Origin of the sequence: Aurantimicrobium minutum (genome assembly GCF_029892845.1) — a bacterium.
Taxonomy (GTDB): Bacteria; Actinomycetota; Actinomycetes; order Actinomycetales; family Microbacteriaceae; genus Aurantimicrobium; species Aurantimicrobium minutum_B.
The window spans coordinates 431043-457847 of the sequence record NZ_JARXVT010000001.1 but is presented as its reverse complement, the minus strand read 5'-3'; the positions used below and the strand labels follow the sequence as shown (position 1 = coordinate 457847).

The 26805-nt window shown below is 55.4% G+C and carries 24 protein-coding genes and 1 riboswitch; of the genes, 5 read left to right on the top strand and 19 right to left on the bottom strand.

Translation table 11 applies throughout. The features are described from left to right. Positions 1 to 12: 12 nt before the first annotated feature. The 14 genes from M2118_RS02205 to M2118_RS02140 form a co-directional block, all read right to left on the bottom strand. A complete protein-coding gene (locus M2118_RS02205) occupies positions 13 to 273 on the bottom strand; it encodes a hypothetical protein (RefSeq protein WP_280794321.1) in 261 nt (86 codons plus the stop codon). Between the two features lie 9 nt (positions 274 to 282). Continuing rightward, positions 283 to 867, bottom strand: a complete 585-nt coding sequence (locus M2118_RS02200; RefSeq protein ID WP_280794320.1) for an AAA family ATPase — start codon at positions 865 to 867, stop codon at positions 283 to 285. Then, complete coding sequence (locus M2118_RS02195; protein WP_280794319.1) at positions 854 to 1612, bottom strand: energy-coupling factor transporter transmembrane component T family protein; 759 nt, start codon at positions 1610 to 1612, stop codon at positions 854 to 856. Before M2118_RS02195 ends, M2118_RS02200 begins: the two co-directional genes overlap by 14 nt. Then, positions 1609 to 3039 carry an ABC transporter ATP-binding protein gene (locus tag M2118_RS02190; protein ID WP_280794318.1) on the bottom strand — a complete coding sequence of 477 codons (1431 nt, stop codon included), beginning with the start codon at positions 3037 to 3039 and terminating at the stop codon, positions 1609 to 1611. The genes M2118_RS02195 and M2118_RS02190 overlap by 4 nt, the downstream gene beginning before the upstream one ends. Then, complete coding sequence (locus M2118_RS02185; protein ID WP_280794317.1) at positions 3040 to 3624, bottom strand: ECF transporter S component; 585 nt, start codon at positions 3622 to 3624, stop codon at positions 3040 to 3042. Between the two features lie 39 nt (positions 3625 to 3663). After that, positions 3664 to 3772: riboswitch (TPP riboswitch) on the bottom strand. Continuing rightward, the gene (dinB, locus tag M2118_RS02180) at positions 3738 to 4919 is read right to left on the bottom strand and encodes a DNA polymerase IV (RefSeq protein ID WP_432418373.1); all 1182 of its coding nucleotides are present in this window, start codon (positions 4917 to 4919) and stop codon (positions 3738 to 3740) included. (Overlaps the previous riboswitch by 35 nt.) A gap of 11 nt (positions 4920 to 4930) precedes the next feature. Next, positions 4931 to 5104: a hypothetical protein gene (locus M2118_RS02175; RefSeq protein WP_280794316.1), complete on the bottom strand. Its 174-nt coding sequence runs from the start codon at positions 5102 to 5104 to the stop codon at positions 4931 to 4933. 9 nt (positions 5105 to 5113) lie between these two features. Then, complete coding sequence (gene gatB, locus M2118_RS02170; protein WP_280794315.1) at positions 5114 to 6616, bottom strand: Asp-tRNA(Asn)/Glu-tRNA(Gln) amidotransferase subunit GatB; 1503 nt, start codon at positions 6614 to 6616, stop codon at positions 5114 to 5116. Further along, entirely contained in the window at positions 6616 to 8124 is a 1509-nt protein-coding gene (gene gatA / locus M2118_RS02165) for an Asp-tRNA(Asn)/Glu-tRNA(Gln) amidotransferase subunit GatA (RefSeq protein ID WP_280794314.1), read from the bottom strand. Before gatA ends, gatB begins: the two co-directional genes overlap by 1 nt. Before the next feature lie 2 nt (positions 8125 to 8126). After that, complete coding sequence (gatC, locus tag M2118_RS02160) at positions 8127 to 8426, bottom strand: Asp-tRNA(Asn)/Glu-tRNA(Gln) amidotransferase subunit GatC (protein WP_110233754.1); 300 nt, start codon at positions 8424 to 8426, stop codon at positions 8127 to 8129. Between the two features lie 58 nt (positions 8427 to 8484). Then, positions 8485 to 10611, bottom strand: coding sequence for an NAD-dependent DNA ligase LigA (gene ligA, locus M2118_RS02155; RefSeq protein ID WP_280794313.1), 2127 nt, complete (start codon positions 10609 to 10611; stop codon positions 8485 to 8487). Then, positions 10608 to 11720, bottom strand: a complete 1113-nt coding sequence (mnmA, locus tag M2118_RS02150) for a tRNA 2-thiouridine(34) synthase MnmA (RefSeq protein WP_280794312.1) — start codon at positions 11718 to 11720, stop codon at positions 10608 to 10610. Before mnmA ends, ligA begins: the two co-directional genes overlap by 4 nt. Positions 11721 to 11781: 61 nt before the next feature. After that, positions 11782 to 12315, bottom strand: a complete 534-nt coding sequence (locus tag M2118_RS02145) for a hypothetical protein (RefSeq protein WP_280794311.1) — start codon at positions 12313 to 12315, stop codon at positions 11782 to 11784. A 29-nt stretch (positions 12316 to 12344) separates the two neighbouring features. Beyond that, on the bottom strand, positions 12345 to 13544 hold the full coding sequence (locus M2118_RS02140; protein ID WP_280794310.1) for a cysteine desulfurase family protein: 1200 nt from the start codon (positions 13542 to 13544) through the stop codon (positions 12345 to 12347). An 89-nt stretch (positions 13545 to 13633) separates the two neighbouring features. On the opposite strand from M2118_RS02140, the gene glgX reads away from it, so the two are divergent. The 3 genes from glgX to glgB are packed head-to-tail and all read left to right on the top strand — an operon-like array spanning position 13634 to position 20011. Then, positions 13634 to 15679 (top strand): glycogen debranching protein GlgX, encoded by a 2046-nt coding sequence (gene glgX / locus M2118_RS02135; protein WP_280794309.1) that lies wholly within the window; start codon positions 13634 to 13636, stop codon positions 15677 to 15679. Between the two features lie 40 nt (positions 15680 to 15719). Beyond that, positions 15720 to 17717, top strand: a complete 1998-nt coding sequence (locus tag M2118_RS02130) for an alpha-1,4-glucan--maltose-1-phosphate maltosyltransferase (protein WP_280794308.1) — start codon at positions 15720 to 15722, stop codon at positions 17715 to 17717. Continuing rightward, entirely contained in the window at positions 17717 to 20011 is a 2295-nt protein-coding gene (gene glgB, locus M2118_RS02125) for a 1,4-alpha-glucan branching protein GlgB (RefSeq protein WP_280794307.1), read from the top strand. The genes M2118_RS02130 and glgB overlap by 1 nt, the downstream gene beginning before the upstream one ends. A 3-nt stretch (positions 20012 to 20014) precedes the next feature. Here glgB and M2118_RS02120 read toward each other — a convergent pair whose 3' ends face one another. Beyond that, a complete protein-coding gene (locus M2118_RS02120) occupies positions 20015 to 21001 on the bottom strand; it encodes a tetratricopeptide repeat protein (RefSeq protein ID WP_280794306.1) in 987 nt (328 codons plus the stop codon). Continuing rightward, positions 21001 to 22785: a hypothetical protein gene (locus M2118_RS02115; RefSeq protein WP_280794305.1), complete on the bottom strand. Its 1785-nt coding sequence runs from the start codon at positions 22783 to 22785 to the stop codon at positions 21001 to 21003. The genes M2118_RS02120 and M2118_RS02115 overlap by 1 nt, the downstream gene beginning before the upstream one ends. Before the next feature lie 202 nt (positions 22786 to 22987). Here M2118_RS02115 and M2118_RS02110 point away from each other — a divergent pair, with 202 nt between their 5' ends. Together M2118_RS02110 and M2118_RS02105 are read left to right on the top strand one after the other, a co-directional pair. Further along, positions 22988 to 24073, top strand: a complete 1086-nt coding sequence (locus M2118_RS02110) for a DivIVA domain-containing protein (protein WP_280794304.1) — start codon at positions 22988 to 22990, stop codon at positions 24071 to 24073. A 14-nt stretch (positions 24074 to 24087) separates the two neighbouring features. Next, the gene (locus tag M2118_RS02105; protein ID WP_280794303.1) at positions 24088 to 25137 is read left to right on the top strand and encodes an AI-2E family transporter; all 1050 of its coding nucleotides are present in this window, start codon (positions 24088 to 24090) and stop codon (positions 25135 to 25137) included. Positions 25138 to 25149: 12 nt separating this feature from the next. Here M2118_RS02105 and M2118_RS02100 read toward each other — a convergent pair whose 3' ends face one another. From M2118_RS02100 to M2118_RS08845, 3 genes are read right to left on the bottom strand one after another with little or no spacing between them, the layout of a single operon-like run. Further along, on the bottom strand, positions 25150 to 25887 hold the full coding sequence (locus M2118_RS02100) for an alpha/beta hydrolase (RefSeq protein WP_280794302.1): 738 nt from the start codon (positions 25885 to 25887) through the stop codon (positions 25150 to 25152). Between the two features lie 3 nt (positions 25888 to 25890). Beyond that, positions 25891 to 26181 (bottom strand): hypothetical protein, encoded by a 291-nt coding sequence (locus tag M2118_RS02095; RefSeq protein ID WP_280794301.1) that lies wholly within the window; start codon positions 26179 to 26181, stop codon positions 25891 to 25893. After that, entirely contained in the window at positions 26181 to 26702 is a 522-nt protein-coding gene (locus M2118_RS08845; RefSeq protein WP_348519949.1) for a lytic transglycosylase domain-containing protein, read from the bottom strand. The genes M2118_RS02095 and M2118_RS08845 overlap by 1 nt, the downstream gene beginning before the upstream one ends. Between the last annotated feature and the right edge of the window lie 103 nt (positions 26703 to 26805).

The following is a 26805-nucleotide window of genomic DNA, read 5'->3' as shown; positions in this document are numbered from 1 at the left end:
TTGGGTGAACGATTACTCGTTCTCGTCTTCAGAAGTGAAGGTGTCGCTTGCTGGTTCGTTGAAGGTGTAACGAACGTGGAGCTTGCCTGCAACCTCGCGGGTGTCTACCGCGAAGTATCGGAAGATGGATTCGATACCGTCGACGAGGGCAACCTCGCTGAGCTTTTCGTCGTGGGTACCACGAACGAGGACGCGCTCTTCAGCGGTTCCTGCAAGAGGGCCGTCAATGAACTCGGCGGTGAAGTAGACGTCGGTGTGATCTGGTGTAGTCATACTTCTAGGCTACTCGCTTGCGGACACTTCTAAGGTCGCGAGGGCCTGTGGGTTGTGGAGAGTGACAAAGTTCTCATATTGCACATCCCACTGCGTCCAGTGCTCAGCAAAGTTCTCCCCCGCGCGAGATAACGCTCGTTCTCTGCGCAGTTCCGTTTCAGCATCGAGCCAGATTCGCACTTGCGACAACGATTCACTCCCCAAAGCCATCGAGCCACAACCTTCAATAAGGAGAGGCTCACGGGCATCAACGGAGTGCCATTGGGTGAACTTCTCTGTTGCCCAGTCATAGCGCTGCCAATGTGTGTCTACACCTGTGGCACGTTCGTGCAACAGGGCAAGAGCTGTGGCAGACCCTTCGGCCAGGCCATCCCAACCGGGATAGAGGTCGTCCATGTGAACAACCTGCAATTTCACTGCCGAGTTCCAATGCTTTTCAATCTCAGCGGCCAAGGTGGTCTTTCCAGAGCCGCTGGGACCATCAATCAAGAAAGTAGGTGCAGGAGCGTGGCGGTCATTTTTGATCGCAGCGTCATATGCAACTGCACGAGCATGAATATGAGCCGTGATCTGTGAAAGATCAGGAGATAACAAAGTTCCACGCTCCCGTCATAACAGCCATCATGACAGCTATCGCTGCAATGAGGGCTGCTCCAACGATGAACAAACCGTCCCGAGTGGTGAAAGTCGCTTCCCGTGCCCACGTCCTCGTCACTGGCGCATCAAATGCCCGAGCTTCCATCGCCGTGGCCAGCAAACTTCCTCTGCGCACAGCAATGGTCAGCAATGCCATTGCTTGATTTCCCCATCGGCGCAGAGCGGCAAGAGGCCCACCACTATTGCCAACACCACGTGCCCGTCGGGCAAGGCGCAGCATCTGCCAGTCCTGACGCATCAAGCCCAACATGCGAATCGCTGCCAAAGATCCCAGGACAAAACGAGCAGGTAGTTTCCAGATTTGAGCAAGTCCATCTGCCAAATCGGTGGGGTCAGTGGTGGCAAAAAGAACAACTGCTGGAAGAGCCACGGCCAACACGCGCAGCGTGATGGCCAGTGCAAGACCAGCCTCATCAGAGGTGATGACCCAGGGCCCCAATTCCGCTAGGACCACTCCCCCGCCGCGGCCATAGAGCAGCGTGGCGAGCCCAGCAAAAGGAGCTGCAATCAACAGAGGGGTCAATAGCCTGAGCAGTCGACGTGCAGGCACACCTGCCCACGGCAGCAATGCCAGCTCGAAGACCAAAGCAACCACAGCTGAAACAGGATCCATGGACAGTAAGAGAACAATTCCGAGGATTCCGGCCGCACACAACTTGGCCAGAGGACTGATGGTTTTCATTTCTCACCACCCAACACGAGCACGTTGTCCGCAATCGCCTTTACAAAGGCTTCATCGTGGGTGATGGCCACAATGCCGTGACCTTCTGCACGGAGTTCACTGAGCAGCGAGACCATCTCTGTCCAGGTCACGGCGTCCTGGCCAAAGGTAGGTTCATCCAGAATCAGCAACCTGGGCTTGGTGGCCAGTGCTGTTCCCACAGAAAGTCTGCGCTGTTGCCCGCCAGACAGAGTGAAGGGGTGAGCATCAGCAAGTTCCTGCAGGTGAAGTCGCTCGAGAAGTTCATCAACCTGAGCATCTATTTCTTCTTTTGAAAGCCCCAATGCTCTGGGACCAGCAGCTAGTTCTTCCCGGACTGTTGCGGCGATGAACTGTTGCTCAGGTGCTTGGAACACACTTCCGATGCGAGTGAGGAGTTCCCTAGAACGCCAATGAAGAGGACCAGATGACTTTGCTGATTCTTGTAATTCTGTCGAAGCAGATACTTGACCCCGCTTCGCAGGAATCAATCCACCCAGGGTCAGTGCAAGAGCTGTCTTCCCCACACCATTAAGGCCCGTAATTGCAAGGACTTCCCCCGCACGAATGGTGAGGTTCACCTCTGGACTGAGCTCACTACTGCCGGGATAGCCAGCACGAAGGCTCTGAGTACTCAGTAAGACAGTTGAACCTGAATGTTGCGGGCCAGCAGCAACAGTTCGATGCGGTAACCACACCCCAGCGGATTCCAACACGTGTGCTGTTTCTTCGGGAAGAGTGCCAGGCGCTCCATCCCAGAGCACTCCGTCAGCCCCCAGAACGATAATTCTGGTAGCAAAGTCCCACCAGATATCCACCCGGTGCTCGACCATCACGATGGTGGCACCGGTGGAGTCAGCCACTGATGTGAGGGCTTGCTTCAGTGCTTGCGCCCCCGCGGGGTCGAGGTTAGCTGTGGGCTCATCTAAGGCAATGATTTCCGGTTTCATAGCCAATACGCCTGCAAGCGCCAGGCGCTGCTTCTGGCCGCCTGAGAGCGCTGATGTGGAGTGAGTGAGAGGCACGTTGAGACCAACCAGAGCAAGAGCTTCATTCACTCGATGCCAGATTTCCTCGCGATGAACACCGAGGTTTTCACACCCGAATGCCACATCGTCGCCTACGCGCTCGAGAATGACCTGGTTCTCAGGATCTTGCAGAACGAGGCCAACTTTTCCACGAGATGCTTCGGGGCTTCTCCCATCAAGGAGCAGTTCTCCCCGAGCTGTTCCCTCGTCTTCACCCAGAACTCCAGCAAGAGCTCTCAGCAGCGTGCTCTTGCCCACACCGGAAGCACCGAGAAGAAGCACACGCTCCCCCAGTGCGATCTCGAAGGAGACGTTATTCAACGCAGGAGCAGGGCGGGCAGCGAACTGCCAACCCCACTCCTGAGCTGAAAGAGTTGCCACTTAGTTCTGGCGTCCCGCAGCGAATCTACTCAGCGCACCGGCACGGGCAAGCCCGCGCACAATGAACCAGGGCACGAGACCACCCAGCACGGCGCCTGAAATGACACCACAGATGACATAGATGCTCTGGAAACCAGAGTCCACGCCGGGATACCAGACGACCAAGTCATTGATACTCATGGCCACGCCAGCACCCGCGCCAGCAAGAACAGCGGTGAAGACGTTCCAATTGACATAGAGGAAGAGAGCGAAGACCAACTCAGCGCCGAGGCCCTGAATCAATCCCGACATGAGTGTTCCGAATCCCCACTGGCTGCCGATCAAGGCAGAGACAGTGGCAGCAATGAGCTCGGTGTAGATGGCAGCACCGGGCTTGCGCACAATGAGCGCACCCAGAACAGCCGCAAACAGCCAGCCACCGCCCAACAGGGCGGTCAGGCCTGGCGTTGCTGCCAGCGCGGCAGAGAGTGGCCCATAGGCCAATCCCCATGCCCAGAAGATGATTCCTGAAGCGACTCCAATGACACTTGCCACGACAATGTCGACGGTGCGCCAGCGGTACTTGTTAACAGTTGTTGCGTGCACTTTCGTGCCCCTTTCAGTTGAAATGAGGGCACGGGATTATTCGTTGAGAATGCCTCCCTGCGCTGGCATGATCCAGATCAGGTTCGACGGTCGGAAGTTACGAAACTTCCCTCTCAGCCCGGTGTACCGGACTCCCGTGTGGGCTCTATCTTACGCAGTAACGAGGCTGGACGGACACTAGCGGGGCCAAACTTTTGATCAACCTGGTCAATCACAATCTCAGCATCTTTCCACGGGTCAACATCGTCTTCCCACAATGACAATTGCTGTCCGCCTGCTTCAACAAGTCCCGCAGCACGAACACCAATCAGGCGGACTGCACGCCCACCAATGCGGAGATCATCCAAGAGTTCACAGACAATCTTGTGAATCTCTCTTCCCACACTTGTCCCCTCGGGCAATGTGCGCGAACGCGTCAACGATTCAAAGTCGGAGAAGGTCACCTTGAGGCCGATTGTTCGAGCCTCGAGCTGTGCTTTGCGCAGCTGGGCTCCAACATGGTCGGCTTGGAACAACAGCGTGGCTTTGAGTTTCTCGAGGTCTGTCACATCTTCGTTGAAGGTGTGCTCTTTTCCAATCGACTTATCTACCCGCTCGGTAGTGACGGGGCGATTGTCACGAGCCCAGGACAAGGCATAAAGATGAGCCCCCGCAGCTTGCCCGAGTGCAGTAATCAAACTTTGCTCGGGCGAGTGGGCAACGTCAGCCACGGTGTGAAGTCCTCGCTTGTGAAGAATCTCCGCCGTCTTCTTCCCCACACCCCAGAGTGCGTCAATGGGAAGTGGGTGCAGGAACTTCAGAGTGTCCTCTTCAGGAATCACCAGCAAACCATTGGGCTTGGACTTGGTTGACGCGAGCTTGGCCACAAACTTGGTGCTGGCAACACCGACTGAACAGGGCAGGCCGGTTTCTTCAAAGACCCGCTGCTTGATCTGCGCAGCTATCTCCTCGGGAGATCCAAAGATCTTTTGAGCACCCGAGACATCAAGAAATGCCTCATCGATAGACAGCTGTTCCACTAGCGGTGTGAAGTCATGGAAAATCTTCATCACCAGCTGTGAGTAATGGCGATACTTCTCAAAATGCGGTTCCAACACAATCACATCTGGGACAAGACGCTTGGCATTGCTCAACGGCATAGCGGAGCGAATACCCATAGCACGGGCCTCATAGGTTGCGCTGGTCACTACTGACCGCGCTGAATCATGTGCCACAACGGCAGGTTTGCCAACCACGTCGGGTCGGTCTAATACCTCCACGGACGCGAAGAACGCGTCCATGTCGACATGAAGAATCGAGGAGGTAATTATGCCTTCAGGTAGCGACGCATGGGCAGACCGAACGACACAGAGAACGCGACGATGCCTGCAGTGAAGGTCAGTACTTCGTAGCCAACGAATTCAGAAGTGAATGCGGCAGCCATGAGCCAGAAACCAACTACGAGCAAAGCGAAGGAAACGATGAATTCAACGATACGCATAATGACAGTTTAGAGCGCAGCGGCTCGTTCTAGCACGAGTTCACGAACGCGTGCCGCGTCTGCTTTGCCCTGCATTGCCTTCATAACAGCACCAATGACGGCTCCAGCAGCCTGAACCTTGCCATCCTTGATCTTCTCAAGGACATCCGGCTGAGCGGAAAGAGCCTCGTCGATGGCGGCGATCAATGCGCCGTCATCGCTGACCACAGCAAGACCCTTGGTCTCCACGATCTTGCGAGGTGAACCTTCACCGGCAGCAACAGCTTCAAGAACCTGGCGTGCCAAACGGTCGGTCAAGGTTCCTTCATTGACCAGTTGCTGAAGTTCTGCAACCTGTGCTGGAGTGATGTCGATACCGGCATCACCCTCAGCAGCATTAGCCAAACGAGCAATCTCACCTGTCCACCACTTACGGGCAGCCTGTGGGGTTGCACCAGCGGCAACGGTCTCGGTGATCTCGTTGAGCAGACCAGAGTTGACCACGTCCTGGAATTCCAGGTCAGTGAAGCCCCAGTCAGCCTTGAGGCGACGACGACGTTCAGCTGGCTTCTCTGGCAATGCAGCACGCAGGTCTTCAATGAGAGCTGGGTCTGGCACAACGGGAAGCAGGTCAGGCTCAGGGAAGTAGCGGTAGTCATCCGCGTCCGACTTGGGACGACCGGCACTGGTGGCACCGGTGTCTTCGTGCCAGTGGCGAGTTTCTTGGATGATGGTTCCCCCATCAGCAAGAATCTGTGCCTGGCGCTGGATTTCGTAGCGCACAGCACGCTCAACCGAACGCAGAGAGTTCACGTTCTTGGTTTCGGTGCGAGTACCGAGCTTGTCGGAACCACGGGGGCGAAGCGACACGTTTGCATCACAACGCAAGTTTCCGCGCTCCATCTTGGCATCAGAGATACCCAGAGCCAGAACAATGTCACGAATAGTTGCGACATAGGCCTTGGCAAGTTCAGGAGCGTCGTGTTCGGCGCCCTCAATCATGCGGGTCACAATCTCAACCAGGGGAACACCAGCGCGGTTGTAGTCCACGAGGGAATACTCAGCACCTTGAATACGTCCGGTGGAACCACCCACGTGGGTGAGCTTTCCGGCGTCTTCTTCCATGTGAGCGCGCTCAATGTCGATCTGGAAGACGCGACCGTTGGGCAGCTCTACTTCTACATTTCCGTTGATCGCGATGGGCTCATCGAACTGGGAGATCTGGTAGTTCTTTGCCAGGTCAGGGTAAAAGTAGTTCTTACGAGCAAAAGAGGAGGATTCTGCGATCTCGCAGTCCAAAGCAAGGCCCAGGCTTATTGAGTAGCGCACTGCTTCTTCATTCACCACAGGCAAGGAACCAGGAAGGCCTAAGCAGGTAGGTGTGATGTTGGTGTTGGGCTCGCTACCGAAGTTGTTGGGAGCTGCCGAGAACATCTTGGTCTTGGTGGAGAGTTCAACGTGAACTTCGAAACCGAGCACGGGTTCGAAGAGTTCGAGCGCCTTGTCGTAATCCATGAGCTTTGCTTTAGCCATTAGAGCGCCCCTCCCTTGAGTTCTGGTGCTTGGCTCAGCAGGGTGTGGCCCCACTTCTGCTCCAGCAGCGTTTCCAGTGCTGCACCGACGTTGTAGAGGCGCGCATCTTCACGAGCGGGTGCGAGGAACTGGATGCCGACAGGCAATCCGTCCTCGTCTGCGAGACCAGCAGGAACGCTGATTCCAGGAATACCAGCCATGTTGGCAGGAATGGTCGCAATATCTCCGCGCCACATTGCCACAGGGTCATCAAGCTGTTCGCCGAGCTTCCACGCAGTCGTGGGAGCAGTGGGCGAAGCCAACACATCAACCTTGCTAAACGCATCTGCAAAGTCGCGCTGCACGAGGGTGCGCACCTTCTGAGCAGAACCGTAATATGCGTCGTAGTAGCCAGCAGAGAGTGCGTAGGTTCCCAAGATGATGCGGCGCTTCACTTCAGCGCCGAAACCTGCTTCACGGGTTGCCGACATGACCTGCTCTACCGTTCCACCACCTTCTGGCTGCACGCGCAAACCAAAGCGAACCGAGTCAAACTTGGCCAAGTTACTGGAAGCTTCTGCAGGAAGGATCAAGTAGTAAGCGGCAACAGCGTGTTCGAGACTGGGCAGTGAGACATTCACAATCTCAGCACCGTTGGCCTTGAGCAGTTCAAGCGACTCGTGGAAACGAGCAAGAACGCCAGGCTGGAAGCCTTCGCCATCCAACTGCTCGATAACACCAATCTTGAGGCCCTTGACGTTGGCATTCTTCGCAGCTTCTGCGAACGAAGGCCATTCATCCTTGAGCGAGGTGCTGTCGTGCACGTCGTGACCCTTGATCACGTCATGCAGGAGCGCTGAGTCCATGACCGTGCGAGTCACGGGACCAATCTGGTCAAAGCTGGAAGCCAAGGCAATCGCGCCATAGCGAGAAACACCACCATAGGTGGGCTTCACGCCCACGGTGCCGGTGATGTGGGCTGGCTGACGGATAGATCCACCCGTGTCAGAACCGAGAGCAAGAGGAGCTTCAAAAGCAGCAACAGCGGCAGCAGAGCCACCACCAGAACCACCAGGGATGCGGTCGAGGTCCCAGGGGTTACGAGTAGGACCATAAGCGGAGTGCTCAGTTGACGATCCCATGGCGAATTCGTCCATGTTGGTCTTGCCGAGTGGGACAAGTCCTGCTTCGCGGACCTTGGTCACGACGGTGGCGTCATACGGAGACATCCAGCCTTCGAGAATCTTGGAACCTGAAGTAGAAGGCATGTCTGTGGTGACAAGCACGTCCTTGATAGCGATCGGAACGCCATCAAGTGGGCTGAGCGGTGCACCCGCAGCACGGCGTGCGTCAGAAGCCTTCGCAGCTTCGAGAGAAACAGCAGCGTTCACGTGCAAGAAAGCGTTGAGATCACCGTCGACTGCTGCAATGCGGTCTAGGTGAGCCTGAGTGATCTCGACTGAAGTAGTGGTTCCGGCTGCGAGCATCTCAGCGAGCTGGGCAGCAGTCTTGTGAATGAGGTCAGACATGATTACTGCTCCTCCCCCAGAATTGCAGACACCTTAAAGCGCGAACCATCGTGCTCGGGAGCAGAAGCCAATGCCTTGTCAGTCGGAATCACATCAGCGACAACGTCGGGACGGTAGACGTTCTTGAGCGGGATGGGGTGGCTGGTTGCTGGCACATCAGGTGTGGCAACGGCCTGCACGGAAGCAACTGCTTCCATGATCTGGCCCAGCTCAGTGGTCATTGTCGCGATTTCCGCGTCAGAAAGGTCAATGCGAGCCAAGTTAGCCAGGTGGCGGACTTGCTCGGCAGAAATGTCAGACATGATTCTCCGTGCACTACAAACGAACGTGAAAGTACGTGTGATTTGGTCTTTAGTCTACCTAGCGAACGGCGCTAGGGCCTTCGGCAAGTAGCTTCGTGAAGCCCTCTGCATCCAGAACCGGAATACCTAGTTCTTCAGCCTTAGTGAGCTTGGATCCAGCACCTGGACCGGCCGCAACAAAGTCGGTCTTCTTGGACACACTCGATGCGGGCTTGCCTCCAGCAGCGATGATGGCTTCTTGCGCACCATCACGGGTAAATCCTTCAAGGGATCCGGTGGCTACGATGGTCAGACCTGAACAGGGTCCCTCGATTTCGACAACAGCACCTGGGCCTTCGTGGCCTAGGATCTCGAACTGAACGCCCGCGGCCTTCCATTGCTCAATGATGTCCTGATGCCAATCAACCTGGAACCAATTGGTCAGTGACTCAGCAATGATTGCGCCAACGCCATCGACAGCAGCCAACTCGTCAAGGCTGGCGGCACGAATAGCATCCAGCGAACCAAAGTGGTTTGCCAATGCGCGCGCTGCGACGGGGCCCACGTGGCGAATGTTGAGCGAAACCAGCAATCGCCACAGTGGCTTGGTCTTAGCTAGTTCAAGATTGGCAATGAGTTCGACTGCGTTCTTGGACTCGGTGCCATCGGCGTTGACAAAGTAAGGAACCTGCTTGAGTTCCTCCAGTGTCAATGCAAACAAATGTGCTTCGGTAGCCAGTGGTGGTTCTTCACCATCTTTGTGATTGGTCAGAGCAGTGGCAGCGACTTCGCCGAGGCCTTCGATATCAAGACCGCCACGTGAACCAATGTGCTCCACGCGGCCACGAACCTGAGCCGGACAGCTCTTTTGGTTAGGGCAACGCAGGTCGATGTCACCCTCAGAAGCCGGTGCGAGCTTTGCCCCGCATTCAGGACAGCCTTCGGGCATGACGAAGGCTCGTTCTGTGCCATCACGTAGTTCAAGCACGGGTCCAAGAACTTCCGGGATGACATCTCCGGCTTTGCGGATGACGATGGTGTCACCGATCAGCACGCCCTTGGCTTTGACGACATCTTGATTGTGAAGGGTAGCGAACTCCACAGTGGAGCCGGCAACCTTGACGGGCTCAACGACCGCATAGGGCGTGGCCCGACCGGTGCGCCCCACACTGACACGAATATCTACCAGCTTGGTGTTGACCTGCTCGGGTGGGTATTTGTAGGCAATAGCCCAGCGAGGTGCTCGTGAGGTGGCACCCAGCTCTCGCTGGGTGGCCATGTCATCAACTTTGATGACAATGCCATCGATTTCGTGTTCAACAGAATCTCTGGCCGCACCCATCTCACGAATGAAAGTGGCTGCATCTGCTGCTGAGCTGACAACTCGGTAGTGGGTTGAGGTGGGCAGTCCCCAGCTCTTGAGCAGTCCATACACTTCGGACTGCGTAGGAACGGGAGCGTCTTCCCAAGCACCAATACCGTGCACCAACATGGCAAGTGGTCTGGTGGCCGTCTTCTCTGGGTCTTTTTGGCGCAAAGAGCCACTAGCGGCATTGCGGGGGTTAGCGAAAACTTTCTCCCCTGCCTGCGCCAGTTCCACATTCAACTTTCGAAATGCATCAACGGGAAAGAAAATCTCTCCGCGTACTTCAACAAGGGCAGGATGTCCTGTGCCAGCAAGTTTCGTGGGGATGGTTTTGATGGTGAGCACATTCGCTGTGACATCTTCACCGACAACGCCATCGCCACGAGTTGCAGCAGAGACCAGCGTTCCATTTTCGTAGCGCAGATTGATGGCAAGGCCATCAATCTTCAACTCGCAGAGGTAGTTGACTTCTCGCCCAGTGTCTTTCTTGATGCGCGCAGCCCAGTCCATGAACTGTTCTTGCGAGAAGACGTTATCCAGGCTCATCATCCGAGCTGCGTGGGTCACTGGTGCAAAAAGTTCAGTTGCCTTGCCACCCACAGAAAGGGTGGGGCTGTCTTGTCCCTGAAGTTCTGGGTAGGTTCGTTCGATTGCTTCGAGGCGCTGTATCAGAGCGTCATATTCAAGGTCAGCAATCAGGCTCTCATCACGCTCATAGTAAGCATCGCGTGCTTCAAGTATTTTGCTGGTGAGTTCTTCGACTTCGTGTTGTGCTTTTTCGAAGTCGGTCAGTTCTTTCTCAAGTGCGAGGTCATCGCCGAAGAGCGCATCTTCGCTCATGCGGTGGCCACGACATTCAGATCACTCACGGTTCGGGCAATCGTGAATTGCCCCAGGACTCGGGTGCCGACATAAATCACAGCGGTCTGGCCTGCTGCCACTGAGTTGAGCGGGTTGGCGGGGCGAACCACGAGTTCGCCACCAACCAGCAGAGCAACTGCAGGAACAGGGTCAGCGTGTGCACGAATCTGCACTTCCACATCAAACTCGTTCTCAGGGTTTTCTTGTGGTTCTCCGCACCAAGTGAAGCTCGTTCCAGCAATCTCGATAATGTCGAGTGCTTCCTTGGGGCCGACCACGACCGTGTTGGTCTTAGGACGAATCTCGAGAACAAAGCGAGGTAGACCATCTGGAGCTGGGGTTCCGATGTGGAGTCCCTTGCGCTGACCAATGGTGAAGCCAGGTGTTCCTTCGTGGGTTCCGAGCTTGTTACCTTCGGTGTCGACAATGTCACCTTCGGTGATGCCGACGCGATCAGCGAGCCAGCCACGAGTATCACCATCAGGGATGAAACATATGTCGTGACTATCGGGCTTCTGAGCAACGCTCAGACCACGCTCTGCTGCTTCCGCACGAATGAGGTCCTTAGAGGGGGTGTCGCCAAGAGGGAACATGGCATGCGCGAGCTGATCCGAGGTGAGCACACCCAGCACATAAGACTGATCCTTTGCCCACGCACTAGCGCGGTGAAGCTCGAGGTTGCCATTGACATCAGGAACAACGTTGGCGTAGTGACCTGTGCAGACAGCATCAAAGCCGAGAGCAATAGCTTTTTCCATCAGAGCAGCAAACTTGATTTTCTCGTTGCAGCGCATGCAGGGGTTCGGCGTGCGACCGGCCTGATATTCAGCAATGAAGTCATCGACCACGTCGGACTTGAACCGCTCAGAGAAGTCCCACACGTAATAGGGAATACCCAGCATGGTGGCTGCACGCTGCGCATCCATCGAGTCTTCGATGGTGCAGCAGCCTCGGGCTCCTGTGCGGAGGGTGCCAGGCATCCGACTGAGGGCTAAGTGCACACCTACAACGTCGTGACCCGCTTCAACTGCTCGCGCAGCAGCAACAGCGGAGTCAACTCCACCGCTCATTGCCGCTAGTACTCGCATGATTCAAGTTTAAGCCGTTGACTGACAAGTACCGGAACTACGTGAACCGAACTTAGATTGATTACTTACTTTGTTTGATATTCAAGAACCAGCTCATTACAAAGGCGACCAAAAGGCCAACTATTGAAAAATGGTAAACCAATCGGAAAAAAGCTAGGCCAAGGTAGCCATCCAAAGTCATTGAACTGAAATCCGAGAGAGCTCCAATTACGGGAACTATGAAATTAAATTGGTAAATCCTGAAAAGTAGTTCAAACAATAATGCGAAAAACAGCATCCACGGAACTTTTTCAAATTGAGCTTTCTTTGAAAATACAGCTGCAAGTGCTGCAAAAAATACCGCCAGTGTCTGAAACCAATAATTGTAGGGATAAGCATCTTCGGTTTGGTCAATACCGAAAAGAGTTGCCAAAGTTGCTGAATATAAAACCGAGAGAGCTCCATAAGAAATGGCGAGCCAAAAAATACCAACGGAAATTCTATTTCTAGATTTTTTCCCTGAAGCTTCAAGGGATTTTTCTTGTTTGAGTGAATAACCGCACTCAAAGCAATACCCGCCTCGTTCTACGTAAGTTCCACAATTTACACAATGCATTGAGTCCCCAGTTCGTTATTAGAAAGTAGCTAAACAGTCGTTCCCGCTTGGAGTGCCCGCTCCACGGCGTCAGGCAACGCGTCTAGGAACTCATCAAGTTCTTCTTGAGTTGTGGTGTGACCTAAGGAAATACGCAGTGCAGACGACGCTTCGCGTTCGTCATGCCCCATGGCAAGAAGTACATGTGATGGCTGCGCAACTCCTGCCTGACAGGCTGAACCCGTGGAAACAGAGACACCCATGGCATCGAGTAAAAACAGCAAAGAATCGCTCTGGCAACCGGGGAACGTGAAGTTCACGTTGTTATCAAGGCGGTTTTGTGGATCACCACTCAAGACAGCGCTTGGAACTAATGCCTGAATCTTCCCGATGGTGGCATCGCGCAGGGATAACAAACGAGCATGTTCTTGCTCGAAGGCCTTGTCGGTGACCAGTGCCGCGATGGCCATCGAGGAGATAGCAGGGGCATCTAGTGTTCCGCTGCGGAGTCCACGCTGCTGACCGCCACCATGAATGAGAGGTTCAAGCAAAGCTTCACGGCTCACCACCAGAGCACCAACACCTGGCACAGAACCGAACTTGTGGCCGGAAATGCTCAGGGCTACGAGCCCCGCATTTCCGGTGGCACCTGACTCGGTTCTGATCTGAGCAAAGTTGATGGGGATGTGACCAAAAGCAGAGACAGCATCGATATGGAGCGGGACCTGGTGTTCCGCGGCGAGCGCGGCGATTTCAGTCACGGGCTGAATGGTGCCCACTTCGTTGTTTGCCCAGAGCATGGTGACAAGTGCCACTGCTGTGCCAGCGCGCTCGAGAGTGTCCTGGAGCTCGACAACATCGATGCGGCCTTGCTTGTCAACAGGAATCCACTCGAGTACGGCACCTTCGTGCTCTTGCAGCCAGAGCACGGTGTCGAGGGTGGCATGGTGTTCTGCCTCTGGAACAACAATGCGATTGCGCTTGGCGTCCTTCTCTACTGCAGCACGGAACAAGCCCACAAGGGCTAAGTTGATGGACTCTGTTCCCCCGGAGGTAAAGATGACTTCAATGGGTTGGCAACCAACCACAGTGGCGAGGTATTCACGAGCGTCTTCAACCAGTGCGCGGGCTGCTTGGCCATGACGGTGTACAGAAGAAGGGTTACCGGCATGCACCAAGGCGTCAGTGAAAGCTTTGGTAGCTTCGGGACGAACAGGGGTGGACGCTGCGTGGTCGAGGTACGCGACCATAGGTTCTCCCCTTTCGTCTGAACAACTGATTAACGGCTCACCTACGTGAGCGAAACACGGATGCAATCTATCTGGCTAGTCTATTTCGAGTGTCTATCCCTCCCTCACTCAAGAACCTTGGCGTGCGCATAACCCGTAGCGGTGGCGAGCTCAAGGTATTCAGCGACAGCGCTGAGGGTATTGACGTTCTGATCTATGACGCTGCGGGTAGTAACCACATTGCAGAACGTCACTCCCTGACCAAGGGCAAAGATGGCGTCTGGACAACTTCGAGCACGAAGCTCGTCCCTGGCGCGGAGTATTCCTTGCAGGCGTGGGGTCCAGCTGGTCCGCAGGATTCCTTCTCCGCTGAAGAACTTTTGATTGACCCCTATGCCAAGGGGCTGAGCCGTGTGGGCAACACCTGGCGGTCTGTCGTTGTTGACACCACCTTTGACTGGGGCACCTCCACTAAGCCACACACTCCGCTTGACCAGTCCGTGATTTACGAAGCTCATGTTCGTGGCTTGACCAAGATGCACCCCGGTGTTCCTCTCGAGCTGCGTGGAACGTATGCCGGTCTCGGCCACGAAGCCATGACGACCTACCTCAAGGACCTCGGCGTCACTGCTGTAGAGCTTCTTCCTGTGCACGCTTACCTTTCGGAAGAGCATCTACTCAGCCAGGGCGTGACCAACTACTGGGGTTACAACACCCTCAACTTCTTTACCCCTCACGCGTCCTACGCCACACAGGCAGCACGAGCTGAAGGACCATCCGCGATCCTTCGAGAGTTCAAGCAGATGGTCAAAGACCTGCACGAAGCTGGCCTTGAAGTCATTCTGGACGTGGTCTACAACCACACTGCAGAGGAAGGTAAGGGCGGACCACGCCTGAGCTTCCGGGGCCTCGATAACGCTTCGTACTACCGTCAGGACGAAGAGGGTAACTACATCGACACCACAGGGTGCGGTAACTCTCTCAATGCCTCTGTCCCTGCTGTTCAGCAGCTCATCCTGGATTCTCTGCGCTACTGGGCTGAAGAGACTCACGTGGACGGCTTCCGCTTTGACCTCGCTGTGACCCTGGGCCGCGACGATAAGGCCGAGTACCAGAAAGACCACCCCCTTCTCGAAGCAATCCGCACTGACCCCATCCTGTCCACCACCAAGCTCATTGCTGAGCCCTGGGATGTGGGCATGGGTGGCTGGCAGACCGGAAACTTCGCTGATGGCTGGCACGAATGGAACGACCGCTACCGGGACCGCATTCGCAACTTTTGGCTTCCTGACATTGCACAGGCGCGTGAGACGGGCATTGCTCCGACAGGCGTGGGTGGTTTTGCCACTCGCCTGGCGGGTTCCAGCAACACTTTCTCCGCTGAGCGCGGCCCCGTTGCTTCGGTGAACTTCATCACCGCACACGATGGCTTCACGCTCAACGACCTCACGATGTACAACTACAAGCACAACATTGGTAACGGTGAAGACAACCGTGATGGAGTTAACGACAACCGTTCGTTCAACCACGGCGTAGAAGGTCCCACCGATAACCCTGACATCATCGCTGCACGACGTCGCACCATGCGCAACCTGATGGGCACACTGATGCTGTCAGCTGGCATTCCGATGATTACCGCTGGTGATGAGTTTGGTCGCACCCAGCACGGCAACAACAATGCCTACTGCCACGACTCTCCCCTGACCTGGGTCAATTGGGAACTTCAGGAGTGGCAGCAGGACATGCTGGCCACCACCAAGCACTTGGCCAAGATGCGCCGCGAGCATCCTGCTTTGCGTCCCACCAAGTTCGGTGTCTTCGGCGAGCGCATTCCCAGTGCCAGCCAAGTTGATTGGTACAACACTCAGGGCGAGATGATGGAGAACGAGGATTGGGAAGATCCTCACAACCGTACGCTCCAGTATGTGGCCGCCAGCACTCCTGAGAATGAGCCTTTCAACCGCATTCTGATGATCATTCACGGTACGGAACAGCCCACCTCGGTGGTCGTTCCCAAGCACGACGGCGTGCAGTTCTATGAGCCCCTGTGGTTCAGCCCACACCACACTCCTCGTGAGGTTCCTGGCGTCCTGCGTCCCGGTGAGACCTTCAAGCTCACCGGCACCTCGATTTTGTTGTTCAACGCAGCGAATTAGTCGTTACCTCAGCGTCATAAATATGCGCTAGTTTTCGTTTATGGAACCCTCCTCCATCGGACGCTTGCCCATTCTCGATGTCACCCCTGATTTGGGCGTGCCTGAGCTCACTCCCAAGGCCTACGTGGGAGAGGTTGTGCCCTTCGGTGCCAGTTGCTTCCGTGAGGGCCATGACGTCATTGGAGTTGCACTTCATCTGCGTGCACCGGATGGGAAATCCAGCCGCATTGAGATGACCTCGGTTGCTCCCGGCACTGACCGCTGGAGCGCCCAAGCACAGCCAGATAAAGCGGGTATGTGGACATTTACCATCGAGTCCTATTCCGATGACTACGCCACCTGGCATCACAATGCCGAGGTCAAGATTCCTTTGGGACTCGATGTGGAGCTCATGCTCACTATCGGATCGCAGCTCTTTGCCCGCGCGTCGAAAGAAGCTTCACGCACCGCTGCAACCCGGAAGAAGCTTGCTGCACTTGCTGAAACACTTGCCGACACTTCTGTTGATCCCCTCATCCGCTTCTCTCAGGCAGAGGGCGACGCAGTAGACAAGTTGCTGGCTGGAGCACCTATCTCAAGCTTGGAAACCTTCTCTACTGAGTACCAGCTCCTGGTTGAGCGCACCGTTGCCGGAAATGCCAACTGGTATGAATTCTTCCCACGTTCCGAGGGTGCCACGCAGAATGCTGATGGCAGCTGGGTTTCAGGGACTTTCCGCACTGCCGCACAGCGCCTGCCTGCCGTGGCCAAGATGGGCTTCAACGTTTTGTACATGCCACCAATTCACCCCATTGGAACGCTGAACCGTAAGGGACCCAACAACACCCTGGTAACCAAGCCAGGAGATCCTGGTTCCCCCTGGGCTATCGGCTCTGCCGATGGTGGCCATGACGCTATTCACCCTGACCTGGGTGACTTCAAGGACTTTGCTTTCTTCGTCAAGGAAGCAAAGAAGAACGGCATCGAGGTTGCTCTCGACTTAGCCCTCCAGGCAGCTCCTGACCACCCTTGGGTCACCACAAACCCCGAGTTCTTCACTACCCTCCCCGATGGCACGATTGCCTACGCAGAGAACCCTCCCAAAAAATACCAGGACATCTACCCGGTCAACTTCGATAACGAACCTGAAGGTATTCGTGCTGAAGTACTCCGTGTGGTGCTGTTCTGGATTTCCAAAGGCATCAACATCTTCCGCGTGGACAATCCCCACACCAAGCCCGTGCATTTCTGGGAATGGCTGATCAGGACCGTCAACGCTCAACACCCTGATGTTGTTTTCCTGGCTGAAGCCTTCACTCGTCCTGCCATGATGCAGGCCCTGGCCAAGGTGGGGTTCCAACAGTCCTATTCCTACTTCACCTGGCGCAACACTAAGTGGGAGCTGGAAGAGTTCTTCCGAAGCATCTCCGGCGACACCGCCGACTTCATGCGCCCGAACCTCTTCGTGAACACCCCCGACATCCTCACCGAATACTTGCAATTCGGTGGCCCTGCCGCGTTCACGATTCGTGCAACCCTGGCTGCCACAGCAGCTCCCCTCTGGGGCGTCTACACCGGGTTCGAACTGTTCGAATCAGTTGCCCGCCCTGGTGCTGAGGAATACATCGACAACGAGAAGTTCGAATACAAGAACCGAGACTGGGCAGCTATTGAGAAGGAAGGTACTTCTCTCGCGCCCTTCCTCACCACACTGAACAAGATCCGAGCAGAGCATCCCGCTCTCGGTCAACTGCGTAACATCACGATTCAGCACACCGACGATGACGCAATCTTGGCTTATAGCAAGCACCTTGATGCACAGTTCACTGGCACCGGTAAGAACGACACTTTGATCATGGTGGTCAATACGGACCCGCACTCGGTGCGCGAGACCACAATTCACTTAGACCTCACCACTCTGGGTGCCACACACGGAGATGCCATCACCGTGACCAACCTGGTTACCGGCGTGGAATGGGTGTGGGGCGCTGACAACTACGTCCGCCTCGATCCCTTCACCGAGCCTGTTCACATCTTGCACGTGAGCAAGGTGAATTGATGACCGAGAAGAAGCCAACAAAGAAAGCAGCGCCCAAACACGCTGCAGAGAAGACAACACCTGTGAAGAAGACAGTCACAAAGACCAAGGGCGCCACTGAGTGGCACACCCCTTCACTGGACGACGGTCTGCTTGCCTGGGTTGCCCAAGGCAGCCACTACGACCCTCACAGCGTGTTGGGCCAGCATCTCATCCCTGTTGAGGGCTCCAAGGACTCTGTCACTGTGATTCGCACCCGTCGCCCTCTGGCAACAGAGGTAATTGCCATTCTGGGCAGCAAGGCACGTATTGAGCTCGCGCATGCAGGTCACGGCATCTGGGAAGGTGCACACACTCTGGGACTCACCGACTACGTCATCGAGACTCGTTACCCCGATGGTGCGCAGTGGATTGCTGAAGATGGCTACCGCTTTGCCCCTACCGTGGGTGAACTGGACCTGCACCTGATCCGCGAAGGTCGCCACGAGCGTCTCTGGGAAGTTCTCGGTGCGCGTTACATTGGCCACGGCGGGGTCAAGGGCAACGTTCAAGGCACAGCGTTCGCTGTGTGGGCTCCCAACGCCAAGGCAGTTCGGGTCAAGGGAACCTTCAACAGTTGGAATGGCGAAGCTCATTCCATGCGCTCTCTGGGCGCCAGCGGCGTGTGGGAACTCTTTGTTCCTGATGTACACCCAGGAGAGACCTACAAGTTCGAAATCCTCACCCAAGCCGGCAGCTGGGTTGAGCGTGCAGACCCGATGGCCCGCCAAACCGAGTGCCCACCCCTGACCGGCTCCATCATTGCTCACTCTGCGTACAAGTGGGGTGACAAGAAGTGGATTACCAAGCGCGACAAGACTAAGGCGCACGAAGCTCCGATGAGTATCTACGAGCTCCACGTGGGCTCGTGGCGTCAAGGGCTCTCGTATCGCGAGCTGGCAGACGACCTCATTGGTCACGTCCTGGAGACGGGCTTTACGCACGTGGAGTTCATGCCCCTTGCTGAGCACCCTTATGGACCCTCCTGGGGATACCAAGTCACCGGTTACTACGCCCCCACCGCGCGTTTTGGAAACCCTGAAGACCTCAAGTATTTGGTTGACCGTCTCCACGATGCCGGTATTGGCGTTCTGCTGGACTGGGTTCCTGGCCACTTCCCCAAGGATGAATGGGCACTGGCTCGTTTCGATGGTCAGCCGCTCTATGAGCATGCAGATCCCCGCAAGGGTGAGCACCCCGACTGGGGAACCTACATCTTTGACTTTGGTCGCAATGAAGTGCGCAACTTCCTCGTTGCTAACGCGCTGTATTGGATTGAAGAATTCCATATTGATGGTCTGCGTGTGGATGCAGTCGCATCCATGCTCTATCTCGATTACAGCCGCGAAGATGGCCAGTGGCTGCCTAACCAATTCGGAGGGCGAGAGAACCTCGAGGCAATCAACTTCCTCCAGGAAGCCAATGCCACGGTTTATAAGCACCACCCGGGCGTGACCATGGCTGCCGAAGAATCCACGTCGTGGGGCGGTGTTACTGCGCCCACTGAAGGCGGCGGATTGGGCTTCGGTTTCAAGTGGAACATGGGCTGGATGCACGACAGCTTGGAATACATCCACACCGACCCGATGTATCGCGAACACCACCACTGGGACATCACATTCTCGTTCCAGTATGCGTTTAGCGAGAATTTTGTGCTACCCATCTCTCACGATGAGGTTGTCCACGGCAAGGGATCCCTCCTTGCCAAGATGCCCGGAGATCATTGGCAGAAGCTTGCCAATATGCGTGCCTTTCTCGCATTTATGTGGGGCCACCCTGGCAAGCAGTTGTTGTTCATGGGCCAAGAATTTGGACAGCCTTCCGAGTGGAGCCAAGAACGCTCACTCGACTGGTGGATTCTGGATCAGCCAGCCCACCAAGGTTTGCAGCGCATGGTGAAGCAACTCAACACTGTCTACAAAGAAACCCCTGCGCTCTGGGAGCGCGACAGCGACCCCGAGGGTTTCCAATGGATTGATGGCGCAGACAATGCTCGCAATGTGGTCTCTTTTGTCCGTTACGACAAAAAGGGCAACGCCCTGGCTGTCGTTGCAAACTTTGCCGGCAACCCTCACAACGACTTCCAGTTAGGCCTGCCTTCCGGTGGCGTCTGGACAGAGTTGTTCAACTCAGATGCAGCCGACTTCGGAGGTTCCGGAGTGGGCAACATGGGCAAAGTAACTGCAGTCAAGGAACAGTGGAACAACTTCGAGCACTCCGCTCGAATCACCGTTCCACCCTTGGGTGTTCTGTTCTTCTACAAAAGCGCGAAGTAAGGCTTAGTAGAGCAGGTTCGTCAACCGCATGCGTGCAGTGTTGACGGCAGGGTCGGTCAGACCCACAACCTCAAAGAGGTCTAACAGTCGCGCACGAACGGCATTCTTGCCGTCCTGATCAATCTTGGGGAACAACACAAGCAAGCGATCAAAGGCGTCATCAACATGACCGCCAGAAACATCAAGGTCAGCAACGTCAAGCTGCTGCTCTAACCCGTCAGGGTGGGCAGCAGCAGCTGCACGAATATCTGCCATTGCCTTGCCCTGGAGACGGTGGAGCAGGGAAATCTGCGCCAGACCTGCCTTTGCTTCAGCATCATTGGGGTTCTGCTTCAGTGCCTTCTCCCACGCAGCAATAGCTGCGGGGTAATCCGCGCGCTCTGCAGCATCAAAGGCTTCTTGGTGCAGCGGAGGAAGTGCCGGTGCAGGCGGTGCAACAGGGGCACCCGTTTCCCCGGAAGAAATTCCTGCAGGCTTGGCAATACCGACGACGCCATTTTGTGCAGCAAGTTCGAGCACCTGCTCGAACAGGTTGAAAATGTCGGCTTCGCCGGCCACACCTGCGAAGAGAGGAAGTGGACGCCCAGCTAATACAGCAGCTGTGGTGGGAACTGTCTCTGCTTGGAATGCCTGAGTCAGTCCTGGGTTTTCTACCGCGTTGACGCGAACCAGAATCAGACGACCTTCGAAACCGATGACGAGTTTTTCCAGGATGGGCGAAAGTTCAGCACACTGAGGCGCTTCCTCCGCCCAGAGGTCCACAATGACCGGAACCTGGTTAGACAAATCCAGAATCGCCGTGAAGTTGGCATCGGTACCTTCGAGCACGAGCTGAGGCACCGGAACCTGAGCACCGGCAGAGACAGGACCAGACTCTTCACCCGGAGGACGGGTGCCCCCGGCAGTGTTGACAGAACCCTGCTTGGGTTTGTTCACGAGGGAACTGAGATCAACGGCACCACGAAGGTTGGGAAGTGACGGTAATGACATTAGAGCCCCCTAGCCGAGATAAGACCTTGGGTGTATCCGAGGAGACGAATCTTGTCCTTGCTGCCCAGTGGTGGCACATAGAAAGCCAATTCCAAACCGTAGGTCGACTCAATGCCTGTGGTTGAGGTGCTCACACCACTGAGAATCTTTGCCAGACCCTCAGGGCTGACCGAGGCACCTGTCTGTGTCGGACGCACGGTCTCAACCTCGTTGAGACCAACCGTCACAATGGCACCAGAGTCCATCGTGGCAAGACCCAAGGGTTGACCAGAACCGGAGTTCTGACTGAACTCGAGAGAGGCATTTTCTGCAACAGAAGCAGCCTTCTGTGACTTGTAATCCTTACCAACTTGAGTGACCAAGGTATCCGAAGTGAAATCAAAGAGACCGTAGTAAGGACTTTCGGCCCCTTGAGTCAGCACAGAACCATAGGCAGCTGAAAGCTGGTCAGGTGAGATGAGCAGCAGCTTGGAATCTGCCGGAACCAAAGCTGAACCCACATTGGCTGGAGCGACGGTGGGGACCTGCGCATTGGGCTCCAGAGTCACCATGTACTCCACGTGATAATTCTCACGAGGTGAGTTCTGAATCATCATGATTCCCATGGTGGGAACCGAGGGGTCTTGCTCATTCTGAACGACCGCAATCACCTGACGTGGCCAGGTAGCAGTTGCTTGAGGCATGGTGAAAGTAATGGGCGAAGCAGCAAGTTCTGGCAATGCTGCAACACTGGAATCCGTCTTCCGGATGGAGTAATTGGCAGCGCGAATTTCCTGTGCTGGACCAATCAATCGAGTTGCGGACAGTGCAGGATCGAGTGCAACGTCTGCCGCGGTGACAGTCTCAGAAATTTTGCTGAGAATGCGTTGCAACTGACGTTCGGTAACGGCAGGAGGCTGACCGTCGATCTCGACTGATTGAGTGGCGGTCGGTGTTGGTTGAACAACACCCTGACCTGAGTTGTATGGGCTACACGAGCTCAATCCGACGGTCAGGACACCAGCGAGACCAAGAGCAATAAAGCTCGAGCCGCGTGAAATACCGCGACGACCCTTAGGTGCTGCACTCACCAAAGATTTTGGTGTGGGCATCCGCAGCGCGCGTGGCTTAGGTGGCTTGGGAAGCTTTCCACGGCGACGAGGACCCTGAGAGTTACGGTCATGACGCAATGCCCACAGGTACAGAACAAGTCCAACCAAGGCGAGGGCGCCACCGCCAATGATGAATCCGGTAGCAAAAGGAATCCGGCTGGGCAGCGGCCACGCAATGGTGACATTACCTGGCGCATCTGCCGTGCCGTTAGAAGCGATGATGGCCGACATTCCGTTGTCCAAGAACGTAGGCAAGGTTGCGGTGGACTTTCCCACCATCTCGCCAAGCCACAGGTCGCTACCCGCGGGAGTCAGAATGGGCTGTTCGGTCAGTGCAGGAGTTTCTAGGTTGGCGGGTTCAACAACCTTCGACTTACCTTCACCAAAAACAAAGTCGCTCTTTTTGGTCGAGTACTTCAGAACGTCATAGTCGTCAGTGCCAATCCACGCAGCAACATCTTCAGTTCGGCCGAAACCAACAAAAGTTTCCTTGGCCCCTGAGACCGTGATGACAGGATTGGTGCCGTGCAGCGTCAGAGTCTTACCGTCGATCACGAGATAAGGAGCGTTGGGTTCCACAGTGGTGGTGAGAGTGGTGTATTCGTCGCCCGCAAAGAATACTTTTTGAACGACACCCACGCCCAGCAACACAGCAGCCACGGTGAACACACCAATGGCAATAAGGAACCGCACGATTTGTCTCCTCCACGCATGTACGCATGACACCAGAACCGGTCAGGTGCGTCACGTTAAGTCACTGTCAAAGATACCGGAAATGCCCGAGCCAAACCTGTGAGGGGGCTTAAGCCCCCTCTGCAGAGAGCGTCGACCTCAAGAGCTGGGTAGACTCACACAGTTGGAATTTCCCCGAAATACGGGGCTATGGAGGTCACCGGTGGCAACGGAAGAATCGTTTTCACGCGTACTGCGCGGATACGACCCCGCTGAGGTTGACCCTCTCGTCCAGAAGCTTCGTCGTGAATTGCTCAGCGCGAAGACACTTCACGATGAGACCACTGCACAACTCAAAGATCTCGAAGCTCGGTATGCCGAACTCGAACTTGAGATAGGTGTGAAGAGCACTCCCACCATTGAGGGCTTGAGCACCAAGCTCAACAACAAACTCAAAAAAGCAGACAAGATGGCTGCTGAGATTGTGCGTCGCGCTGAAAGTGATGCGCTGTTTATTCGCTCTGCTGCAGAAAAAACCTCGAGTCAGTTCATTGAAGCTGCTCGGGATGGCTTTGAACAGGCACGCACCTCCGCACAAGCGTTAGCTCAGTCAATGGAAGCTGACGCTCGTGCACTCGCAGAGCAGATTGTGACAGAAGCTCAGCAAGAGTCTGCGGAAATCATCGCAGCAGGGCAGGAAGAAGCACAACGCATGCGTGGTGAAGCTTCGACTATTGCCGCCAATCTTCGTGCAGAGAGTCGCAACGATGTTGCTCGGTTCATGGCTGAAGCCCAACGTGAAGTTGAAGAGCTCAAGCTCGTCCTTGCCACCAACAGCAATTCCACTGTCAACGATGAGATCTTGAGTATCTTGAAGCTCAATGCTGACGGCGCCGCTGTGCGTGCAGAGATGGAAGCAGAGCTGCAGGTCCGCCACCAAGAATCTGTCATGCAGACCGAAAAATACATCGGTGCGGCAGAAGCGCAGCTTGCCACCGCACGAACTCGTCTTCGCGCTGTCGAAGCAGAAATAGACACAGTTCAGGTCGATGCAACTCAGAGTGCCCACGCGCTCGTCGAGCAGGCCCGTGTGAAAGCGGAAACTGAGCAGGCAAGTGCAGACAAGCTTGCTCGTAAGAAGATTGCTGACGCAGAGAAGTATGTGGCTGCGGTTCTGACCTCAATCTATGCGCAACTCGAAGGAATTCGTGTGGAGCGGGAAGCCGTCGCAGCGTACTTTGACGCACTACGGTTGGAGTTACAGCAATCACTCGGTGATGCTGACTCGACGAAGAAACTAGAGAACTAAAAGGAGCCCTCCCGATGCGCATTCAGAATGCTTTCCGCGCTGGATTAATCGGCAGCTTGGGCGTAGGCCTCGGCATTGTGCTGATGACGGCAGTTCAGTCTCTGGCTACAGTCCTCACTTACATCTTCATTGCCCTCTTCCTGTCACTGGGTCTCGACCCCGCTGTGAAGTGGCTCACGAGTAAGAAACTTCCCAAGTGGGCCGCTATTTTAACGGTCGTCATCGTCGTAGTCGGTGCTGTTGCTGGAATTCTTATTGCAATTGTCCCCATGATGGTGGATCAAATTATTTCGCTGTGGAACACTCTCCCGGCAGAAATTACCTCATTGAAGACCAAAGACTGGATTGCTCTGATCAACACCCAGTTTGGAAGCTTCATCGATGTCAACCAGGTCATCACTGAGGTTGGAAAGTTCTTTGGAGATCCTTCTAACATCAGCAAGATCGCCGGTGGCGCACTGGCAGTGGGCGTGGGCGTAGCCAACGCTCTCACTGGCACGCTGATTGTTGTGATCTTGACCTTGTACTTCACCGCTTCTCTTCAGACCATCAAGAACACTGCTTACTCCCTCGTTCCTCAGAGCAAGCGTGAGAAGTTCATCGAGATGAGTGAAGAAATCACTGGCGGTGTGGGCAAGTACGTCGTCGGCCAGATTGCATTGGCAGCTCTCAACGGCATCCTGGCGTTCATCATGCTAAACCTCATTGGTGGAAAGCAAGCACTGCTGTTTGCCTTCCTCGCCTTCCTCTTCGCCCTGATTCCTCTTATTGGTACGGTGATGGCATCCATCATCGTGACCCTAGGTCAGCTCGTTCTGGCAGATGGTCAGGTTGCCCTGATCATTGGCATCTACTTCCTGATCTATATGCAGGTAGAGGCGTATGTGTTCAGCCCGAAGATCATGAACAAAGCGATTTCTATCCCCGGCTCCATCGTGGTGATTGCCGCGCTAGCTGGTGGAACACTGATGGGCATCCTGGGTGCGCTGGTGGCTATCCCCATCGCGGCATCCATTGTGCTGATTATTAAAGAAGTCGTTATCCCCGCCCAAAACGAGGCGTAGTACTTCTTTCAGCTAGTCGCTAGAACCAGCGACATCGCCATCCCACCATTCAGGCAGGGGGGCTGCAGCAGGGTTGACTCGTTTAACGATTTCGTTGAGCACACGCTTAGTTTGGTTCTCCCCCACCCACAGGTGCTTGCCACCTTCCACTTCGACGATGTCGATGTGGGACACGGAGGAAAAACGTTCACGCGCTTCAGGGCCTTGTAAATAGTCATCCAGCTCGGGAACGAGTGCAATGAGCTGGCGGTAATCGCCATTCCAGGCTGCCACCTCGTCTGCCGTTGCACGGTGCAGCGGTGGCGAGAGAAGAATCGCACCATCAATGGCGTGCTCTCGGCCATACTTCAACGCTAACTCGGTTCCGAAAGACCAGCCCACCAACCAGGGGTGAGGAAGTCCTCGCTCGGTCACAAAAGCCATTGCAGCAGCAACATCTGCTTGCTCATCAATACCATGACCAAACTCGCCATGGCTTTGCCCCCGAGCGGACTTGGTCCCGCGGGTGTTGAAACGCAAAACAGCAATGTTGGCCAGTGCTGGAAGACGACCAGATGCCTTGCGCAGGATATGCGAGTCCATGAAACCGCCGGCCGTTGGCAACGGGTGCAAAGTAACGAGCGTGGCAACAGGTGAACCGCCGACTGGCATCGCCAGCTCCCCCACCAACGTGAGGCCATCGCTGGTGTGAAGTTCGATTTCTTCACGGTGTGCCGGCAGGTTGATCCCGCCACGAATTTCTGTAGACAACTGTTAGCTCACTTTCCAGCAGGCCTCGTGCCAGTGGCGACGAGCTTCTAAATCAGCCTGGTCTCCCAGAATGCCATCGTTACGCCAGGCAACGAGGTGAGAAACGCCTGGAGCGATCTCGAGAGAGCAACCAGGACAGGTGTAGCTCTTGGTGGCATTCACCGCAGAAATCGGCTGCACAGTCCACTGACGGCCTGAACGCACTTCCGTGCGACGCCAGCCAGTAGTCAGACGTTCCACGTCAAGAGGCTCGTATTCAGCCTCACGCTTGCGCGAACGATTGTTGCGCGCCATTAGTACCAGTGAACGGCTTCAGAGTGTGCCCATGCACCACAGGGTGAGCCATAGCGGCCTTCGATGTAACGCAGGCCCCACTCAATCTGAGTAGCGGGGTTTGTCTGCCAGTCATCAGCCACAGTGGCCATTTTCTCCCCGGGGAGAGACTGAGGGATGCCGTAGGCACCGCTGCTGGTGTTGTGTGCATACACATTCCAGCGAGATTCGCGGTTCCAGAGTGCAACGAGGCAGTCATATTGCTCCATGCCCCAGCCACGTGCCTTCACTGCAACCAAGCCCATGGCTTGTGCAGTGTCAGGATCTGGAATTCCTGCTGCAGGAGCGGTTGCTGATGCCTTGGCTGCTGCGCGTCCAGTGACGGAAACGGCATCACGGCCTGCTGCAGTTGTGTAGGTTCCGTCAATGCTGACCTCTTGGCCATCTTTCATGACAGAGACAGCAGGAATGTAATACGGAGATGCCACAGCACCTGAGTAGGGATCCACAACGTTGACCAAGAGCAAACCGATAGTGATCATGAACGCGGCCGAAAACAGACCAACCGAGCGTTGTGAGGGAAAAAGAGTGGGCATGACTAAGCGAGGACGAACAACAGAAACAGATGCCAAACGCACCTTTGAC

What these genes read in the sequence shown, in the direction of transcription:
- M2118_RS02205 (WP_280794321.1), bottom strand. Translation starts at nt 273, where the DNA reads ATGACTACACCAGATCACACCGACGTCTACTTCACCGCCGAGTTCATT.
- M2118_RS02195 (WP_280794319.1), bottom strand. Translation starts at nt 1,612, where the DNA reads ATGAAAACCATCAGTCCTCTGGCCAAGTTGTGTGCGGCCGGAATCCTC.
- M2118_RS02175 (WP_280794316.1), bottom strand. Translation starts at nt 5,104, where the DNA reads ATGCGTATCGTTGAATTCATCGTTTCCTTCGCTTTGCTCGTAGTTGGT.
- gatB (WP_280794315.1), bottom strand. Translation starts at nt 6,616, where the DNA reads ATGGCTAAAGCAAAGCTCATGGATTACGACAAGGCGCTCGAACTCTTC.
- gatA (WP_280794314.1), bottom strand. Translation starts at nt 8,124, where the DNA reads ATGTCTGACCTCATTCACAAGACTGCTGCCCAGCTCGCTGAGATGCTC.
- gatC (WP_110233754.1), bottom strand. Translation starts at nt 8,426, where the DNA reads ATGTCTGACATTTCTGCCGAGCAAGTCCGCCACCTGGCTAACTTGGCT.
- ligA (WP_280794313.1), bottom strand. Translation starts at nt 10,611, where the DNA reads ATGAGCGAAGATGCGCTCTTCGGCGATGACCTCGCACTTGAGAAAGAA.
- mnmA (WP_280794312.1), bottom strand. Translation starts at nt 11,720, where the DNA reads ATGCGAGTACTAGCGGCAATGAGCGGTGGAGTTGACTCCGCTGTTGCT.
- M2118_RS02145 (WP_280794311.1), bottom strand. Translation starts at nt 12,315, where the DNA reads ATGCATTGTGTAAATTGTGGAACTTACGTAGAACGAGGCGGGTATTGC.
- M2118_RS02140 (WP_280794310.1), bottom strand. Translation starts at nt 13,544, where the DNA reads ATGGTCGCGTACCTCGACCACGCAGCGTCCACCCCTGTTCGTCCCGAA.
- M2118_RS02130 (WP_280794308.1), top strand. Translation starts at nt 15,720, where the DNA reads ATGGAACCCTCCTCCATCGGACGCTTGCCCATTCTCGATGTCACCCCT.
- glgB (WP_280794307.1), top strand. Translation starts at nt 17,717, where the DNA reads ATGACCGAGAAGAAGCCAACAAAGAAAGCAGCGCCCAAACACGCTGCA.
- M2118_RS02120 (WP_280794306.1), bottom strand. Translation starts at nt 21,001, where the DNA reads ATGTCATTACCGTCACTTCCCAACCTTCGTGGTGCCGTTGATCTCAGT.
- M2118_RS02105 (WP_280794303.1), top strand. Translation starts at nt 24,088, where the DNA reads ATGCGCATTCAGAATGCTTTCCGCGCTGGATTAATCGGCAGCTTGGGC.
- M2118_RS02095 (WP_280794301.1), bottom strand. Translation starts at nt 26,181, where the DNA reads ATGGCGCGCAACAATCGTTCGCGCAAGCGTGAGGCTGAATACGAGCCT.
- M2118_RS08845 (WP_348519949.1), bottom strand. Translation starts at nt 26,702, where the DNA reads ATGATCACTATCGGTTTGCTCTTGGTCAACGTTGTGGATCCCTACTCA.